General features: G+C 71.1%; 17 protein-coding genes. 11 read left to right on the forward strand and 6 right to left on the reverse strand.

From position 1 onward, the window contains the following. Position 1: 1 nt before the first annotated feature. The 8 genes from ACWD0F_RS07060 to ACWD0F_RS07095 are packed head-to-tail and all read left to right on the forward strand — an operon-like array spanning position 2 to position 7,054. Entirely contained in the window at positions 2 to 1,036 is a 1,035-nt protein-coding gene (locus ACWD0F_RS07060; RefSeq protein WP_449873007.1) for an MCE family protein, read from the forward strand. Continuing rightward, entirely contained in the window at positions 1,036 to 2,070 is a 1,035-nt protein-coding gene (locus ACWD0F_RS07065; protein WP_449873008.1) for an MlaD family protein, read from the forward strand. The genes ACWD0F_RS07060 and ACWD0F_RS07065 overlap by 1 nt, the downstream gene beginning before the upstream one ends. Continuing rightward, entirely contained in the window at positions 2,067 to 3,092 is a 1,026-nt protein-coding gene (locus ACWD0F_RS07070) for an MCE family protein (protein ID WP_449873009.1), read from the forward strand. The genes ACWD0F_RS07065 and ACWD0F_RS07070 overlap by 4 nt, the downstream gene beginning before the upstream one ends. After that, positions 3,089 to 4,090 carry an MCE family protein gene (locus ACWD0F_RS07075; protein ID WP_449873010.1) on the forward strand — a complete coding sequence of 334 codons (1,002 nt, stop codon included), beginning with the start codon at positions 3,089 to 3,091 and terminating at the stop codon, positions 4,088 to 4,090. The genes ACWD0F_RS07070 and ACWD0F_RS07075 overlap by 4 nt, the downstream gene beginning before the upstream one ends. Then, the gene (locus ACWD0F_RS07080) at positions 4,087 to 5,436 is read left to right on the forward strand and encodes an MCE family protein (RefSeq protein WP_449873011.1); all 1,350 of its coding nucleotides are present in this window, start codon (positions 4,087 to 4,089) and stop codon (positions 5,434 to 5,436) included. The genes ACWD0F_RS07075 and ACWD0F_RS07080 overlap by 4 nt, the downstream gene beginning before the upstream one ends. Beyond that, complete coding sequence (locus ACWD0F_RS07085) at positions 5,433 to 6,263, forward strand: hypothetical protein (RefSeq protein WP_449873012.1); 831 nt, start codon at positions 5,433 to 5,435, stop codon at positions 6,261 to 6,263. Before ACWD0F_RS07080 ends, ACWD0F_RS07085 begins: the two co-directional genes overlap by 4 nt. A 17-nt stretch (positions 6,264 to 6,280) precedes the next feature. Then, positions 6,281 to 6,868: a 4'-phosphopantetheinyl transferase family protein gene (locus ACWD0F_RS07090; protein ID WP_449873013.1), complete on the forward strand. Its 588-nt coding sequence runs from the start codon at positions 6,281 to 6,283 to the stop codon at positions 6,866 to 6,868. A gap of 9 nt (positions 6,869 to 6,877) precedes the next feature. Further along, on the forward strand, positions 6,878 to 7,054 hold the full coding sequence (locus ACWD0F_RS07095; RefSeq protein WP_449873014.1) for a hypothetical protein: 177 nt from the start codon (positions 6,878 to 6,880) through the stop codon (positions 7,052 to 7,054). 2 nt (positions 7,055 to 7,056) lie between these two features. Here ACWD0F_RS07095 and ACWD0F_RS07100 read toward each other — a convergent pair whose 3' ends face one another. After that, a complete protein-coding gene (locus ACWD0F_RS07100; RefSeq protein ID WP_449873015.1) occupies positions 7,057 to 7,983 on the reverse strand; it encodes a cation diffusion facilitator family transporter in 927 nt (308 codons plus the stop codon). A gap of 83 nt (positions 7,984 to 8,066) precedes the next feature. Here ACWD0F_RS07100 and ACWD0F_RS07105 point away from each other — a divergent pair, with 83 nt between their 5' ends. From ACWD0F_RS07105 to ACWD0F_RS07115, 3 genes are read left to right on the forward strand one after another with little or no spacing between them, the layout of a single operon-like run. Continuing rightward, the gene (locus ACWD0F_RS07105) at positions 8,067 to 8,525 is read left to right on the forward strand and encodes a MarR family winged helix-turn-helix transcriptional regulator (protein ID WP_449873016.1); all 459 of its coding nucleotides are present in this window, start codon (positions 8,067 to 8,069) and stop codon (positions 8,523 to 8,525) included. Between the two features lie 59 nt (positions 8,526 to 8,584). Further along, positions 8,585 to 9,232, forward strand: coding sequence for an LppX_LprAFG lipoprotein (locus ACWD0F_RS07110; RefSeq protein WP_449873017.1), 648 nt, complete (start codon positions 8,585 to 8,587; stop codon positions 9,230 to 9,232). Continuing rightward, positions 9,229 to 10,758 (forward strand): MFS transporter, encoded by a 1,530-nt coding sequence (locus ACWD0F_RS07115; RefSeq protein ID WP_449873018.1) that lies wholly within the window; start codon positions 9,229 to 9,231, stop codon positions 10,756 to 10,758. Before ACWD0F_RS07110 ends, ACWD0F_RS07115 begins: the two co-directional genes overlap by 4 nt. A 62-nt stretch (positions 10,759 to 10,820) precedes the next feature. Here ACWD0F_RS07115 and aspS read toward each other — a convergent pair whose 3' ends face one another. The 5 genes from aspS to ACWD0F_RS07140 form a co-directional block, all read right to left on the reverse strand. Next, positions 10,821 to 12,086, reverse strand: coding sequence for an aspartate--tRNA(Asn) ligase (aspS, locus tag ACWD0F_RS07120; protein ID WP_449873019.1), 1,266 nt, complete (start codon positions 12,084 to 12,086; stop codon positions 10,821 to 10,823). Positions 12,087 to 12,419: 333 nt separating this feature from the next. Continuing rightward, on the reverse strand, positions 12,420 to 13,814 hold the full coding sequence (gene der, locus ACWD0F_RS07125) for a ribosome biogenesis GTPase Der (RefSeq protein WP_449873020.1): 1,395 nt from the start codon (positions 13,812 to 13,814) through the stop codon (positions 12,420 to 12,422). A gap of 32 nt (positions 13,815 to 13,846) precedes the next feature. Further along, complete coding sequence (gene cmk, locus ACWD0F_RS07130) at positions 13,847 to 14,503, reverse strand: (d)CMP kinase (protein WP_449873021.1); 657 nt, start codon at positions 14,501 to 14,503, stop codon at positions 13,847 to 13,849. A 55-nt stretch (positions 14,504 to 14,558) separates the two neighbouring features. Then, complete coding sequence (locus ACWD0F_RS07135; protein WP_449873022.1) at positions 14,559 to 15,917, reverse strand: carotenoid oxygenase family protein; 1,359 nt, start codon at positions 15,915 to 15,917, stop codon at positions 14,559 to 14,561. Then, the gene (locus ACWD0F_RS07140; RefSeq protein ID WP_449873023.1) at positions 15,914 to 16,537 is read right to left on the reverse strand and encodes a TetR/AcrR family transcriptional regulator; all 624 of its coding nucleotides are present in this window, start codon (positions 16,535 to 16,537) and stop codon (positions 15,914 to 15,916) included. The genes ACWD0F_RS07135 and ACWD0F_RS07140 overlap by 4 nt, the downstream gene beginning before the upstream one ends. Between the last annotated feature and the right edge of the window lie 54 nt (positions 16,538 to 16,591).

Consider the following 16,591-nt stretch of genomic DNA (forward strand, 5'->3'; position numbering starts at 1 on the left):
CATGCGGCACGGATGGACCTTCGTGCGGGTCGCGCTCTTCGTCGGCCTGACCGTGACGCTGATCGTGGTGATCGCCGTGCAGGTCGCCCGGGTCGGCGCGGGGGGCGGCTACCGCCTCGTGGCCCGGTTCGACGACGTGTCGGGGCTGGTCGAGGGCGACCATGTGAAGATCGCCGGTGCGCCCGTCGGCCAGGTGGAGACGATCAGGGTCGTGGCCGGCCGGGCGGAGGTCACCCTGGAGGTACGGGAGGCGGTCCGGGTGCCGGCCGACACCGAGGCCGCGATCCGCTGGCGCAACGCGGTCGGCCAGCGGGTGGTCTACCTGCTGCCCGGCACCGCGCCCGGCCTGCTGCCGCCCGGGGCGCGCATCGAGCGCACCTCCTCCGTCGTCGACATCGGCGAGCTGGTCGGCGATCTCGGCCCGCTGACCAGGAGCCTGGACCCCGACCAGATCAACCAGCTCCTCACCGCCGCCGCCAAGTCGCTCAAGGGCAACGACCGCAACATCCCGAGGCTGCTCGACAACGTCAACGCCATCACCACCACGGTCGCCGAGCGCAGGCAGACCATCGAGCGGCTCCTGAAGGACTACGCCACCGTCACCGGCGTGGTCGCCAAGCGCGACAAGCAGCTTGAACAGCTCGTCGACAACCTCGTCACGCTGTCGGAGGCGTTCGCCGACAACCGGAAGCTCGTCGACGAGGCGCTGGTGGAGCTGTCGGCCACGTTCCGCACCTCCAACGAGGTGCTCGGCAAGAACGCCGGGGAGCTCGGCGCCCTGGTGGACAACCTGTCGGGGCTGACCGGCGGCATCAGGCGGCGGGTGAGCTCGATCGACAAGACGGTCAGCACCTTCCAGCCGCTGCTCGCCCGCGCCTACTCCTCGGTCAACCGCGGCCACTACTTCATCACCGCGGTGCCCTGCGTGGCCCTGGGCCCCCCGCCCTGCCCGTACGGCATGCAGGTGCCGCCGCCGCTGCGCAACACCAGGGTGCAGAGCACCGAGGACCTGCGCAAGCTCATGGTGGGCCGGTGATGGCGCTCAAATCCTTCCGCGACCGCAACAAGATCGCCGTCGGCCTGGTGTCGATGGCCGTGCTCGCCGCGATCCTCGCCACCACCTTCCTGGTCGGCAACCTGGGCCTGCTGGAGGGCGGCTACACCGTGTCCGGCGTCTTCGCGGACTCCGGCGGCCTGCGCACCGGCAACGACGTCAGGGTCGCCGGGGTGCGCGTCGGCGAGGTGACCGAGGTGCGGGCCGACTACGCGCAGGGCCACGTGGTCGTCACCTGGAGGGTGGCGGACGACGTGCGCCTGGGCCGCGGCACCCGGGCCGACGTCGCCCTGTCGAACCTGCTCGGCGGCCGCTACCTCAAGCTCACCGGCGCCGTGTCGGCCCCCTACCTGGACCAGCTTCCCGAGGCCCAGCGGCACATCCCCGTCGCGCGGACCGGTGTGCCGACCCTCGTCAACGACGCCGTCAAGGACGCGACCCGCCTGGTCGAGCGGCTGGACACCGGCGCGGTCGACGATCTGCTCACCGAGGCCGGCAAGATCGACCTCTCCCAGCGCGGCCGGGTCACCAGGCTGCTGAAGAACATCGGCGACCTGTCCGACACGATCAGCAAGAGCGAGCCGCAACTTCAGAAGCTGCTCGCCAACGGCACCAAGATCATGGACGTCCTGGAGAAGAAGGACCAGCAGCTCACCCGGCTCATCGACGCCATCGAGGTGATGCTGAGCGAGCTGCGCAGGCGCAGGACGGAGTTGCGCACCCTGCTCGGCGACGGCAGCGACCTGGTGCGGAGCACCACCCGGCTGATCAACGAGCACGAGAGGTCACTGGTCAGGGTGCTCGACGACACCTCGGCCATCACCACCCGGCTCAGCGGCAGCAACGGTGAGCTCAACTCCCTCCTGGCGTGGGCGGGGCCGACGTTCTCCGGGTTGTCCACGATGGGCGGCCAGGGCCCGTGGCTGGAGGCCATCGCCACGGGCCTTGGACCCATCAACCCCGAGGTGCTGGCGGCCATCGCCAAGGACACGGCGGACCGGAAGGAGGACCGATGAGGCGGCTTGTGGCGGTTCTGCTGGTCTGGGCGTCGCTGGCGTCGGGGTGCTCGGTGGTGGGGGCGGAGCCGTACCGGCTGGTCGCGTTCTTCAGCAAGGCGCCGTCCTTGTACGAGGAGGCGCGGATCAAGGTGATGGGGCTGGACGCCGGATATGTCTCAAATATCAGCATTGATGGTGACAAAGTGCGCGTTGACCTGCTGGTGGATCGGCAGGTGCCGCTGCCGGACGACGTACGGGCCGTGGTCGCGCCGCAGAACACGCTCGGCGAGCGGAACGTCGTCCTCTATCCCCCGTGGCAGCCGGGCCGGCGGCGGATCGCCCCCGGAACGACCATCCCGCTGGAGCGGACCGACCTGCCCGTGGAGATCGACGACGCGCTCGACGCGTTCACCAAGCTGACCGACGCGCTCGACGACGACAAGCTCGGCGACATGGCGGGCGACCTGGCCGACGGCGTCAGGGGACGCGGCAAGACGATCAACAACGCGATCGCGGACACCTCCGAGCTCACCGGCACCCTGGCCAAGCAGGATCAGCAGCTCATCGACCTGGCCCAGGGGCTGAACAAGCTGGCCACCCGCCTCAACGGCCGCGAGCGCCAGGTGAAGGAGACGATCGACGCCTTCTCCGAGGCGAGCGCGGTGCTGGCGGAGGAGCGGCAGCGGCTGCGCGGCTTCATCTCCGGCATGGCGGACTTCGTGCGGCGCGGCGACGTGCTCATCGAGCAGTACGCCGAACGGCTCCCCCAGGCCACGGCCACACTGGCCGAGCTGGTGCTGACGCTGCGGGCCAACAGCGACTCCGTCGCGCGGGCGGTCAAGGGCGCGGCCGACTTCGCGGACGTGATCGTCGACGCCTGGGACCGCAAGCAGCACGTGCTGAAGATCCGCGTGGTGCTGAACGCGATGACGCGGGCCTGGCTGACCCCGCTGTTCGACTCGCTGGGCCTGGGCCGGGTCCCGTGCCTGCCGGGCGGGCTGAGCAACTGCCCCTTCGAGCAGCAGGGACGGCGGCGATGAGGCCCCGCGCGCTGGCCGCGCTGCTCGCGCTGGGCGTCACCGCGTCGTGCTCGCTGCAGACGCTCGGCTCCACCACCGGCGACATGACGCTGTACGCGGTCTTCGACGACGTCCAGAGCCTGGTGGCCGGGCACAGCGTGCAGATCTCCGACGTACGGGTGGGCAGCGTCACCGGCATCCGGCTGGAGGGCTACCGGGCCCGGGTGACGATGTCGCTCCCGTCCGAGCACCGCCTGCCCGAGGGCACGTCGGCCACCGTGGCCAAGACGTCGGTCCTGGGCGAGAACTATGTGCTGCTCACCCCGCCCCCGGGCAAGGACCTGTCGGCGGGGCCGTACCTGAACAACGGCGCCACCATCGCCGAGACGTCGGTCGAGGCCGACATCGAGCAGGTCACCGCGAAGGCGGGGCCGCTGATCGAGGCGCTCGGCGCGCAGGACGTCAACGCCATCCTCGACGCGGCCTCGACCGCGTTCGCCGGGCAGGGCGACGACGTCAACAAGCTGATCAGGCAGACGGCCGAGGTCACCGACGCCTACAGCGCGGCCAGGCGGGATCTGGGCGCCAGCATCGACGCGCTGGCCAGGCTGGGCGACGACCTCGCCGAGGGCGGCGCCGAGCTGGACCGGCTGCCCGGCACGCTGGCGGCGGCCACCGCGCGGATCGCGCACGGGCGGGGGCACGTCAAGAAGGCCGTCGTGGCGCTGACGAGGCTGGCCAAGGAGGCCAACCTGACCGTCTACCCGAGGCACGCCGCCCGGCTGCGCACGCTGCTGCGCGAGCTGTCGGCGATCTCGACGGCGATGCGGCGGGGCAAGGAGGACCTCAAGCGCCTGGTGGCGGACATCCAGGCGTTCATCGACACGCCGCCGATCACCGTCAACGGGCAGGTGCTGATCTACGTGTGGCTCAAGGGCGTGCTGCTGCCCCAGCGGGCGGACACCCCGTCGCCGAACCGGGCGGAGGACTTCCGCATGTTGCTGGAGCCGCCGCGATGAGAAACCGCATCCCGCTGAACCTGGGCTTCTTCGCCGTCCTGGGCATCGCCATGACGATCTGGGCGTTCAGCACGATCATCAAGCTCGACGTGATCGAACGGCCGTACCGGGTGTCGGCGGAGTTCGTCTCCTCCCCCGGCCTGATCCCCGGGTTCGACGTGGCCTACCTGGGCGTCCGGGTCGGCAAGGTCGGCGACGTGCGGCTGGCCCCCGGCAAGATCGTGGTGGGGCTGGACCTCGACAGAGGGGTGCGGCTGCCGAAGGGCAGCACGGCCGAGGTGCGCCGCAAGTCGGCGGTCGGGGAGCCGTACGTCGAGCTCTCACCGCCCGCCACCGGCGTCACCGGGCCCTCGCTCGCGGCCGGCGACACGATCCCGCTGGCCAGGACGACCGTGCCGCTGGACTACAAGAAGCTCTTCGAGGGCGTCGGCAAGCTGCTGAACGCGGTGCCGCCCCAGGACGCCAGGACGATCACCCACGAGCTGGCGGCCGGGCTGGACGGGCGGGCCCCGGCGATCAGGAACATCATCGACGACGCCCACGACCTGACCGGCACGCTGGCCGACAACGCCGAGCTGCTCGACGACCTGTCGGTGCAGCTCACCCGGCTCACCCACACCCTGGCAGGCAAGCGCGGCGAGCTGGCCGCCGGGATCACGGACCTGAGCACGGTGACGGGAGCGCTGCGGGCCTCGCGCACCGACCTGAACGCCTTCCTCGACCAGGGGCCGGGGGTGTTCGGGCAGATCGACGACCTCGTCAGGACGTCCAGGCCGGGCTTCTCGTGCCTGCTGACGGCGGCCGGGCTGCCGCACCGGCCGGCCTTCTCGGCGGCGACCGAGCGGAACGCGCACCACCTGCTGAGCGTCATGCCGACCGCGCTGAGCCTGGCCGGCGACATCAGCGACCGGCGTGACGGCACCGTCTACGGCAAGGCGGCGTTCGTCTTCAGCGTGCCGGGCGGGCCTGGGCCCGCCGAGGAGTACGCGGGGCCGATCGGCCCGCCGGTCGTGCCCGAAGTACGCGCCTGTCCCGACCGCGCGCCCGCCCGCGACACCTCCTCCTCCGACGAGGGTGGCGACGGCCGTGGCGGCCGGGAAGCGGACGCCGCAGGGCAGCCGGAGAAGTCCGGGCGGCCGGTCGCGACCGGCACCGGGCAACCCGAGAAGAACCAGGAGGTCACCGAGTCGCCCAGTGACGCGGCAGCCACCGGCGCCGCGTCCCGTACCCCGGTGAACACCACGCCGCTGATTGTCGCGATTTTCCTCGCCGTAGTGGCAAGTGGTGGCATCGTGGGCTGGACCGCTGCGGGCCGGGCCGCCCGCCGCCGTGAGGAGTCACCATGACCGCCAAGCAGGAGCTCGCCGAGGAGACCCGCACCGAGAAGGCCCATCCGGCGGCCGTCTCCGACCCGGCCACCCCAGACACAGACATCCCGGACACGGGCACCCCAGACCCGGCCACCCCAGACCCGGCCACCCCGAACACGGCCACCACCCCCGGAACCTCGGAGACCTCTCCCGAGGCCGCCGCCACCGGGAGCGTCGCCGCCCAAGACACCGCCATTGAGGATGCCGCCGGGGACGAGCGGTCGTCTGCGGAGGGCAAGGGCGGGCGGGTCACCCGGTCCCGGATCGTGGGCACGCTGGCGGCGATGCTCGTGGCCACGATCGCCGCCACCGCCGTACTCCAGTGGATCTCCGCCGCTCAGGCCCAGGACACCGCCGCCAGACTGGAGACCGAGCGCGCCCTGCGCCTGGAGGTGTCGGGTGCGGCCACCGCGTTCAGCAAGGCGCTGCTCAGCTACGACTACCAGAGTCTCCAGGCCACCCGCGCCACCGTGGCCGGCCAGGCCACGGGCGACTTCCTGGCGACCTACGACACGGCCTTCACCGGCGCGATGGCGCAGGTCATCGTCAAGCTCAAGGCCACCTCGCTGGCCACGGTACGCGAGGTCTACCTGGCCGACGTGGACGAGGCCACCGCGCACGCCATCGTCGTCGTCGATCAGCAGGTGAACACTTCGGAAGCGATCCGCTCCGTCCAGGATTCGCACCTTAAGATCAGTCTGGTGAAGGAGAAGGGCACCTGGAAGGTCCACGACGTGACCGTGCTGGGCGCGGCCTCCGAGGACCAGTACGACCTCAACGGCGACGACGAGAAGAAGGACTGACGATCGGCCCTCTGGCGATGGGCGGCCACCCCGACGAGGTGCGCGCCCCGGAAGACTGGCTCACCGAGGTGGAGCGGGAGCGGGCAGGGCGGTTCAGGTTCGAAGCCGACCGCGCCTGCTTCGTCGCCGCCCACCTCCTCGTCCGGCTGTGCGCCGCCGCCGTCCTGGACGCGGAGCCGGGCGAGCTGACGCTCCTGCAACACTGCGACCTGCACGGCCCCGGCCACGGCAGGCCGTCCATCAAGGAGGCCCCCGGCCTCGGCGTCAGCTTCAGCCACACGCGCGGCTACGTGTGCGCGGCGGCCGGGCCCGGCAAGGTCGGCGTGGACGCCGAGCACGTGCCGCCGGGACCGCTGGACACGATGCTGGCCGACCGGGTGCTCACCGCGCGCGAACGCGCCATGGTCACCGGCAACGACGAGCTGATGCGGCACTGGACGCGCAAGGAGGCGCTGATCAAGCGCGGCGAGCTGACGCTCGACAAGCTGGGCTCCGGGGGCGACGACCTGACCGGCCGCCATCTGCTGGAGTGGAGCGCGGGCCCGGACATCAGAGTGGCCGTCGTCACGGACACCCCCGCCAGCAGGGCGCCCCTTCCCGGATAAAATGAACTCATGTTCTACCGGAAGTCCGTCGAAGAGCGCATCGCCGACCGCGTGGCCCAGCGCAAGCCGCTCGAAGAGGGCAAGACCTTCGAGCATGGACCGGCCAAGTTCGTCTTCCTGTCCCTGCTCGTCGCCGTCGTGCTGATGCACGTGGTCGGGCTCGCCATCGTCATGCACTTCTCCTGAGGCTAGCGACGGGTCGTGGGGGTGGGATCGAGGAAGACCTGGCGCACGCCGGGGAACCGCTCGCGCAACCGGCGGTCCACCTCCTCGCAGGCGATCTCGACCCCCGCCGCGCTCGCCTCGTCCCTGAAGTCGATCTTCGCGGCGACCAGGATCTCGCCGGGCCCGAGCATCATGGTGAGCAGCTCGACCACGTCCTCGACCTCAGGCTGCGCCACCAGCACCGCCCGGATGCCGGTCTCGATCTGCTGGGGCGCGGCCTGCCCGATGAGCAGCGACAGGTTCGACCGGATCAGGATGAGCGCGACGACCAGCAGGAGCAGGCCGATCGCGACCGACGCGGCGCCGTCCCAGAACGCGGAGCCGGTGAGCTGCGAGCCGGCCAGCCCGAGGCCCGCGATGAGCAGGCCCACCAGGGCGGCCGCGTCCTCGAACAGCACGGCCTTCAACGCGGTGTCGGACGTCATCCGCACCAGGCGCACCGGATTGACCCGGTATTTCGCGGCCTGGCCGCGCAACTGCGACAACGCCTTCCCGAACGAGACGGCCTCGATGACGAAGGACACGGCCAGCACGATGTAGGACGGGGTGAGGTTCGCCAGCTCCTCCCCGTGGCTGATCTCGTGCACGCCGTGGGTGATCGAGAACCCGGCCCCGCCCACCAGCGTCGCGACCGCCGCCATCATCGCCCAGAAGAACCCGGACTTGCCATGCCCGAAGGGATGGCGCCGGTCGGCGGGCCGGCCGGAGCGGCGGACGGCGACCAGCAGCAGGAGCTCGGTCACGGTGTCGGCGGCCGAGTGCGCCGCCTCCGACAACATCGCGGCCGAGCCGCCGATCACGCCCGCGACGAGCTTGGCCAGTGCGATGATCAGGTTCGCGGCACCGGCCACGAGCACCGTGCCGAGGCTCTCCCCCGACTTCTCCTCCATACCGGATCACTCTATGGCGGGCCGGCGTCAGCGCTCCGTCATGGGTCGTGGAGTCCGGGCCTCCGTGCGCTAGATTGGAGATCATGAGCGCGCCTCGCTGGCTTTCACCCGCCGAACAGCGTGCCTGGCGCACGCATCTGGCGCTGCACAAGCTGCTCATGCACCGGCTCGACCGCGAGCTGCAGGAGCATCAGCTCTCGTTGAACGACTACGAGATCCTGGTCAACCTCTCGGAGAGCCCGGAGCGCCGGATGCGGATGAGCGACCTGGCCGACGCCACCATCCAGTCGCGCAGCCGCCTGTCGCACCAGATCTCCCGGATGGAGGCCAAGGGCCTGGTCACCAGGGAGGACTGCCGGGATGACCGGCGGGGCACGTTCGCGGTGCTGACCGACGACGGCTGGGAGACGATCCAGCGGGTGGCGCCGTTCCACGTGGCCGGCGTGCGCGAGCACTTCGTCGACAAGCTGACCGACGATCAGCTCGACGCGATCGAGGCGGCGTACGCGCCGCTGGTGGAGCAGCTCAAGAAGCTGCGCTGACACCCAACCGATATCGGCGACGGCTCACGGACGTCCCAGGCGCTCGCTACCATCCGCACATGCTCAGAAAGCTACTGATCGTGGCCGCGCTCACGCTGGCGTCGGCGTGCTCGTCCGGTGGCGGGGACGCGTTGCCGGCGGGGCCCGGCCTGATGAAGAAGGCCGCCGAAGCGATGAAGGGCGTCACCTCGGCCTCCTTCTCGATCTCCACCGAGGGCAAGCCGCAGGTGCCGGTGAAGAAGGCCGACGGCCGGCTCACCGCCGGGGGCGACGCCGACGGCACGATCACGCTCGACGTGCTGGGCACCCTGCAGGAGATCACGTTCGCCGTGGTCGGCGAGACCGTGCACTTCAAGGGGCCCACCGGCGGCTTCCAGACGATGACCCGTGACCAGCTCGCGCAGTTCTACGACCCGTCGGTGATCCTGGAGCCGACCAAGGGCGTCGCGCAGTTGCTCTCCTCGGCCACCGACCCCAAGGTCGAAGCGGTGGAAAGCGGCTCCTACCGGGTCGCCACCACCTTCTCCGGCCAGGTCGTCGGCCAGATCATCCCCGGTGTCACGCAGGGCGTGAACGGCAAGGTCTGGATCGACCAGGCCACCAGCCGGCTCACCAAGGCCAGCCTGCCGCTGAAGGACGGCACCGTGACGGTGTCCATCAGCGACTACGACGCCCCGGTCACGATCACGCCGCCCGCCGCCGGATGAGCCGCGCCCGCCGGGTCGCGCTCGGCGCGGGGGGCGCGGTGGTGCTGCTGGCCGCGCTCGACGCGTACGTGGTGGTGACCGTCCTCATCGACGTCGCCGAGGACGTCGACATCCCCCTCAACCACCTGGAGCGGGCCACCCCGATCGTCACCGGGTTCCTGCTGGGCTACATCGCCGCCATGCCACTGCTCGGGCAGCTCTCCGACCGGTACGGCCGGCGGCCGCTGATCCACGTGTGCCTGGCGGCGTTCGCGGCCGGGTCCGTGCTGACGGCGCTGGCGGGCGGCGTGGTGATGGTGGTCGCGGGCCGTACCCTGCAGGGCGTGGCCGGCGGGGCGCTGCTGCCGATCACGATGGCGCTCATCGGCGACCTCTGGGACGAACGCGAGCGCCCGCTCGCCCTGGGCGCCGTGGGGGCGGCGCAGGAGCTGGGCAGCGCGCTCGGGCCGCTGTACGGCGGGCTGCTGGCGCTGATCCCCCGCACCACCGTGGCGGGAGTGGAGCTCGGGGGCTGGCACGCCATCTTCTGGATCAACCTTCCCCTGGCCGCGCTGGCGGCGGTGGCCGTCCAGCTCACCGTCCCCGGCCGCACCGGCACCGGCACCAGCACCAGCGGCGGCGGCGGCGGCGGCACACTACGGCGGATCGACGTCGTCGGGGGCGGCCTGCTGGCCCTGGCGCTCGCGCTTCTGGTCGTGGGCCTCTACAACCCCGACCCGGCGGCGGCGATCCTGCCGCCGTGGGGCCTGCCCGTGCTGGCGGCCGGCGTGGTGGTGGCCGCGATCTTCGTCTGGTGGGAGATCCGCTCCCCCGTCCGCCTCCTCGACCTCTCCGGCACCCGCAGGGGCCCGCTGCTCGCCACCTTGGCCGTGAGCCTCCTGGCCGGGGCGGCGCTGCTGGTGACCATGGTGTTCGTCCAGTTCACCGCCCAGACGCTGCTGGGCCAGGACGCGCTGGGGGCCTCGCTGACGCTGGCCAGGTTCCTGGCGGCGCTGACCGCAGGCGCCCTGCTCGGCGGCCTTCTGGCGCGCCGGCTCGGCGACCGGGTGGTGGCGGTGGCGGGCATGGCGGTGGCGGCGGCCGGCTACTGGCTGATGAGCCGCTGGCCGCTGGCCCTGGCCGAGGCGGGGCTCGTGGTGGACGTCGACCTGGTCGTCGCCGGTCTGGGCCTCGGCCTGGTCATCGCCCCCGTGTCGTCGGCGGTGCTGCGCGTGGTCCCGGCGGCCCAGCACGGCGTGGCGTCGGCCGCGGTCGTGGTGGCCAGGATGATGGGCATGCTGATCGGCATCGCGGCCGTGTCGGCGTGGGGTTTCTACCGGTTCCAGTCGTTGACGGCCGAGCTGGACACACCGCTTCCCTTCGGGGTGGATCCGGTGATCTACCAGAAGCGGCTGGCCGACTACACGGCGCAGGTGCAGGCGGCGTTGCACACCGAGTACACGGAGATGTTCCTGGTCACCGCGGGCATCTGCGTCCTGGGCACGGCGGCGGCACTGCTCATGCCGCGCCGCGCCCAGACAGCTTGAACACCGTCATGCGCGCTCAAGAGGTCCGCACCGCTCTGCGGGCCTGAGCGGGCGGTGCGCCGTTACGGTGACAGGCGGTGCAGGTCGCGGGGGAAGGCGGTGGTCTGGCGGATGTTGGCGGCGCCGGTCAGCCGCGCCGTCCACCGCTCCAGCCCCAGCGCGAACCCGCCGTGCGGCGGCATCCCGTACCGGAAGGCCTGCAGATACCCCTCGTACGCCGCCGCCCCCTCACCACGCTCGGCCAGCGCCCGCAGGTAGTCGTCGTACCGGTGCAGCCGCTGCCCGCCGGTCACCAACTCCAGCCCGCGGAACAGCAGGTCGAACCCGTTGGTGTAGCCGGGGCGGGCGGGGTCGGGATGGGTGTAGAACGGCCGCTTCACCATCGGGTAGCCGGTGACGAAGAGGAACTCCGAGCAGTGCTCCCGCATCGCCCAGTCCGACAACCACCGCTCCTGCGCGGGCGACAGGTCGGGCTCCGACTCCCCGGTCAGCCGCTGGGCCTCGGTGAAGTGCACGGCCGGGATCTCGGCGGGTACCTCGGGCAGCACGGCGCCGAGGAGTTCGACGGCGGAGGCGGCGCGCCGCCGTACCGACTCCAGCATGCCCGCCACGGCCTCCCGCAACACCGCCATCACGTCCCGGTGGTCGCGGATGAAGCCCAGCTCGGCGTCGAGGCTGGTGTACTGGGCCAGATGCCGCACGGTGTCGTGCGGCTCGGCGCGGAAGACCGGCCCCACCTCGTAGACGCGCTCGAACACCCCGACCATCGCCTGTTTGTAGAACTGCGGCGACTGCGCGAGGTAGGCGGGACGGCCGAAGTAGTCGATGCCGAAGACGTTCGCGCCCGACTCGGTGGCCGAGGCGACGATCTTCGGGGTGTGGATCTCGGTGAAGCCGAGCCGGTCCAGCGCCTCACGGAACCCGGCCACGCTCGCCGCCGAGATCTCCAGCGGCGCCTTGAGCAGCGGGTGCCGCAGCGTGACCGGCGCGTGGTCGAGGATCGTCGGCAGCGACGCCGGGATCACCGGCCGATAGAGGTCGAACGGCGGCGCGGAGCCGGGCGCGGCGAGCACCTCGATCTCCGGCTCGACCAGCTCGAACCCGCCTGGAGCCTGCGCGCCGGGCGTCACGGTGCCGGTGACCTGGACGACGCTCTCCTCTCCCGGCAGGCCGGGCGCGGCCACCACCACCTGGGCGAGGCCGGCGCGGTCCCTGACGACGAGGAAGGACACGGATTTCAGTTGCCGCCGGCGATGGACCCAACCGGCGATCGTCACTCGTTGGCCGGCGTGCTCAGCGAGCTCCGCCGACAAGACACGAGAGATCATCACAGCTCCTCAGGAGGAAATGCATGACCCCTTGGAAGTGCGGGGGAGAAGGGAGCTCCCGGTGCCACCGCACTTTTGCCACCCCGCTGGGACGGCCTCGGCGACCCGATGACGGGGGTCAGGCCGGCGGGGCATTTCCTCCCCGCACTCGGGAGTGTCTTCACCACCGGGGCACGGGACCGCCTTCACAACTTCCGGCGGCTCTCTCGGCCCGTGCGGGCCTGGTGGCTACTCGTCTCCGTCTACGTGTTGCCGTAGATCATAGAGCCGGGCCCGCCGGAACGCCAAGGCGTTTGCCGCCCGCCCACTGATCGTGGGCGGGCGGGGACGCGGTTACTTGTCCTTCTTGGCGCCGCGCTTCTCGCGGATCTTCATCGTCACCTCGATCGGCGACCCGGCGAAGCCGAACTCCTCCCGGATGCGCCGTTCGATGAAGCGCCGGTAGGTGTCCTCCAGCCAGCCGGAGGTGAACAACACGAACTTGGGCGGTTCCACCGACGCCTGCGTGGCGAAGAGGATCTTGGGCTGCTTGCCGCCCCGCACCGGCGGCGGCGTCTGCTGCACCAGCTCGGTCAGGAACGCGTTGAGCCGGGCCGTCGGCACCCGCGTGGACCACGAGTCGAGCGCCTTCTCCAGCGCCGGGACCAGCCGGTCGACGTGCCGCCCCGTCTTGGCGGAGATGTTGACCCGCAGCGCCCACGGAGTGCGGACGAGCTGCCGGTCGATCTCCTTCTCCAGGTAGTAGCGGCGATCCTCGTCGACCAGGTCCCACTTGTTGAAAGCGACCACCATGGCCCGCCCCGACTCGATGACCAGCCCGATGATGCGCAGGTCCTGCTCGGTGAGCGGCTCGCCCGCGTCGATCAGCACGACCGCGACCTCGGTGCGCTCCAGCGCGGCCCGGGTGCGCACGGAGGCGTAGAAGTCGGCCCCCTGCAGCTCGCGGTCACGCCGCCGGATGCCGGCCGTGTCGACGAAGCGCCAGGTGCGCCCGCCCAGCTCGATCAGCTCGTCGACCGGGTCGCGCGTGGTGCCCGCCATGGGGTCGACCAGCACCCGCTCCTCCCCCGCCAGCTTGTTGAGCAGGGAGGACTTGCCGACGTTGGGCTTGCCGAGCAGGGCCACGCGCGCGGGCCCGCGCTCGCCGCCGAACGTGACCGCCGGCGTCTCCGGCAGCGCGTCGAGCACCACGTCGAGCAGGTCGCCGCTGGAGCGCCCGTGGAGCGCCGAGACGGGGTAGGGCTCGCCGAGCCCGAGCGACCACAGCCCGGCGGCCTCCAGCTCCACCTGCTGGTTGTCGGCCTTGTTGGCGGTCAGGATGACCGGCTTGCCCGACTGCCGCAACACCGCGCCCACGACCTCGTCGGCGTCGGTGGCGCCCACGGTGGCGTCCACGACGAACACGATCACGTCGGCCAGCTCGACGGCGACCTGGGCCTGCTCGGCGATGCGCAGGTTCATGCCGGTGGCCTCGGGGTCCCAGCCGCCGGTGTCGACGACGGTGAAGCGGCGGCCGCGCCAGTTGGCGTCGTAGGTGACGCGGTCACGGGTGACGCCCGGCACATCCTCCACGACCGCCTCCCGGCGGCCGATGATGCGGTTGACCAGCGTGGACTTGCCCACGTTGGGCCGGCCCACGATGGCGACGACCGGCAGCGGCGTGGTGTCGCCGTGCTCGGTGATCTCAAGCTCGTCGAGGCTTGCCTCGACCCAATCCCCCGTTGACACGATATTTCGTCCTTAGTGTGAGTACCGCACCGTCAGGTGCGCTCTTTGACCAGCCTCAGCACCTCGGCGATGACCTCGTCGAGGCTCAGCGCTGTGGTGTCGAGCTCGACGGCGCCATCCGCCATCGAGAGTGGGTCCGTCTTACGTGTTGAGTCCAGCTTGTCACGCGTGGCCATGGAGGCTTGCTGCGCCTCCACCGTCGAGCCGGCCACCTCGGCGCTGCGCCGACGGGCACGGGCCTCCGCGCTGGCCGTCAGGTAGATCTTGAGGGCGGCGGACGGCCAGACCACGGTGCCGATGTCGCGGCCCTCGACCACGATGTCACCGGCGCCGATGATCTCCCGCTGGAGCGCGACCAGGCGCGCCCTGACCTCGGGAACGGCGGCGACCGCGGAGACCGCGCCGGTGACCCTGGCCTCCCTGATCGGCCCCGCCACGTCGACGCCGTCGACGTGGATCGCGGGGCCGTCGGGGTCGGTGCCGGACTCGAGGCGCGGCTCGGCGCAGCGGGCCGCGACCACGGCGGGATCGGCCACGTCGACGCCCTGATGGAGCATCCACCAGGTCATCGCGCGGTACATCGCTCCGGTGTCGAGATAACGCAGGCCCAGCGCGCGGGCCGCTCCGCGCGACACGCTCGACTTGCCCGACCCCGAAGGACCGTCCATCGCGACGACCAGACCGGTCACGGTCTCTCCCTCTTCACGTGTGCTACCCCAACCTGAAGAGGCTACCGCGTCGTACTCAGTCGGCGATCCAGCTCCCGTGGAAGCCCAGCGGCACCCTGGCGGGCAGGTGCACGGTGGCGACCGGCTCGCCGGTGAAATCCTGCCCCGGCAGGATGACCAGATCGGCGGCGCCTCTGTCCGGATTGTTGACGTAGCAGAGCACGTAGCCGTCGTCCTCGGCCTCCCCGGAGCCGACGAAGACCGGCTCGCCGACGTAGGCGCCCCGCCCGAACTGCCGCGACTCCTGTGTGCCGCGCTCCAGGTCGTGCTTGATCAGGGTGTTGTCGAACGCCTCATCCGGCAGGTCCTCCAGCTCGGTGTCAGCGGGGTAGACGACGTCCAGCAGGTCGCGGGCGGCGGCGGTGTAGCCGTAACGGTAGGGCAGGCCGGTGCGGCGCTCGTCCATGCGCGGGAACTCCTGCGCCCGGTCGTCCAGCCGCGTCTGGGTCACCCGGCCCGTGGTCAGGTCGATCCGCCACCGGTCGAGCGTGGGCATGCCGCCGAGGTCGAGGCGCGCGTCCACGAACCGCTGGGGGTAGCGGACCGCGTCCACGACCACCTCGTCGCCCTCCTCGTAGGCGTTGAGCGTGTGGAAGATCCAGCACGGCTCCACCTCCACCCAGCGCACCTCGCCGCTCGTCCGCGACATGAGGCCGATCCTGGCGCCGTGGGCGTCGTTCCACGCGTACGGCAGATTGTGCCCCCGCTCGGCGTGGGCCAGGCTGAACGTCACGGGCAGGTCGTAGATCACCACGAATCGCTCGGTGAGCGCGAAGTCGTGCACCATCGGGGCGTCGGCGATGGCGATGTCCCTGGTCTGCGTGACCGTGCCCTTGGGGTCGATGACGATGTGCTGGTGGTGGTCCCAGCCGAAGAAGTAGGCCAGCGCGTGCAGGTCGCCGCTGACCGGGTCGACGTGGCTGTGCGCGGCGAACCCGCCCGGCAGCCCGCCGTCGAAGTCGCACGAGCCGATGGTGTCGAGCTCGTAGCCCAGCTCGTACGGGAGCGCTCCCGCCTCCACGGTGGCGAACGTGCGCCCGGCCAGCCCGATGATGTGGGTGTTGGCCGCGAAGTCCATATTGGCGTGCACGGGCCCCGGCCTGGCCGGCTCGCCCAGCCGCTCGGCGACGGCGGCGCTGCGTACCCAGCGGTTGCGGTACCACTCGGCGCGGCCCTCACGCAGCCGCACGCCGTGCACCATGCCCTCGCCGAAGAACAGGTGGGAGGCGGAGGGGTCGTCGAGGCTGAGCGGGTTGGGGCCGTTACGCAGGTAGCGGCCGTTGAGCTCGGCCGGGATACGGCCGGTGACCTCCAGGTCGAAGGCGGTGATCTCCTCGGTGGCCGGCGTGAAACCGCCGGTGTACGGGCTGGTCATGATGCGTTCCCTCCGTCGGAGGCCAAAAATGGCGTGAGCACCGAGGTGTAGAGCAGCCGATAACGCTCCGCCGCCCCGGCCTGAACGAAATAGCCCGAAATTTCAAGACTTACCGCGCCGTGGACGGCCATCCACAACACGTCCGCGATCTCCTCGGCGGCGGCCCCGCGCAGCACACCCGCCTCCAAGCAGCGCTCCACCACCCGCACCAGCAGGTTGAGCGTGCGCCTGGCTGCCGTCACGGCCTCCGCGTCCGGCCGGAACCCGGGCACCGCTCCTTGGAACATGACCCGGTAGTAGTCGCGCTCGGCCAGCGCGTACTCACGGTAGGTTTCCAGGCCCGCGCGAAGATCGGCCAGCGGATCGGCCAGGCGCGGCATCGCCAGCAACCGCCGCTCGAACCTGGCGAACCCCTCCAGCCACAACGCCTCGATGAGGCCGTCCTTCCCGCCGAAGAGCGTGTAGATCACCTTGGTGGAACAGCCCGCCTCGCCGGAGATCCGCCGCACGGTCAGCACCGCGGGGCCTTCGGTGACGAGCAGGTGGGTGGCGGCGTCGAGGATCGCGGCCCTGACGACGCTCTGGCCCTCCTGCTGGGCCTGCTGATACGCGGTGACCAAGGTAACGCCGTTTCTGGTAGGTAACGTTGTTACCGCATTTGTACGCTTTTGCCG

Source organism: Nonomuraea sp. NPDC002799 (assembly GCF_053592075.1).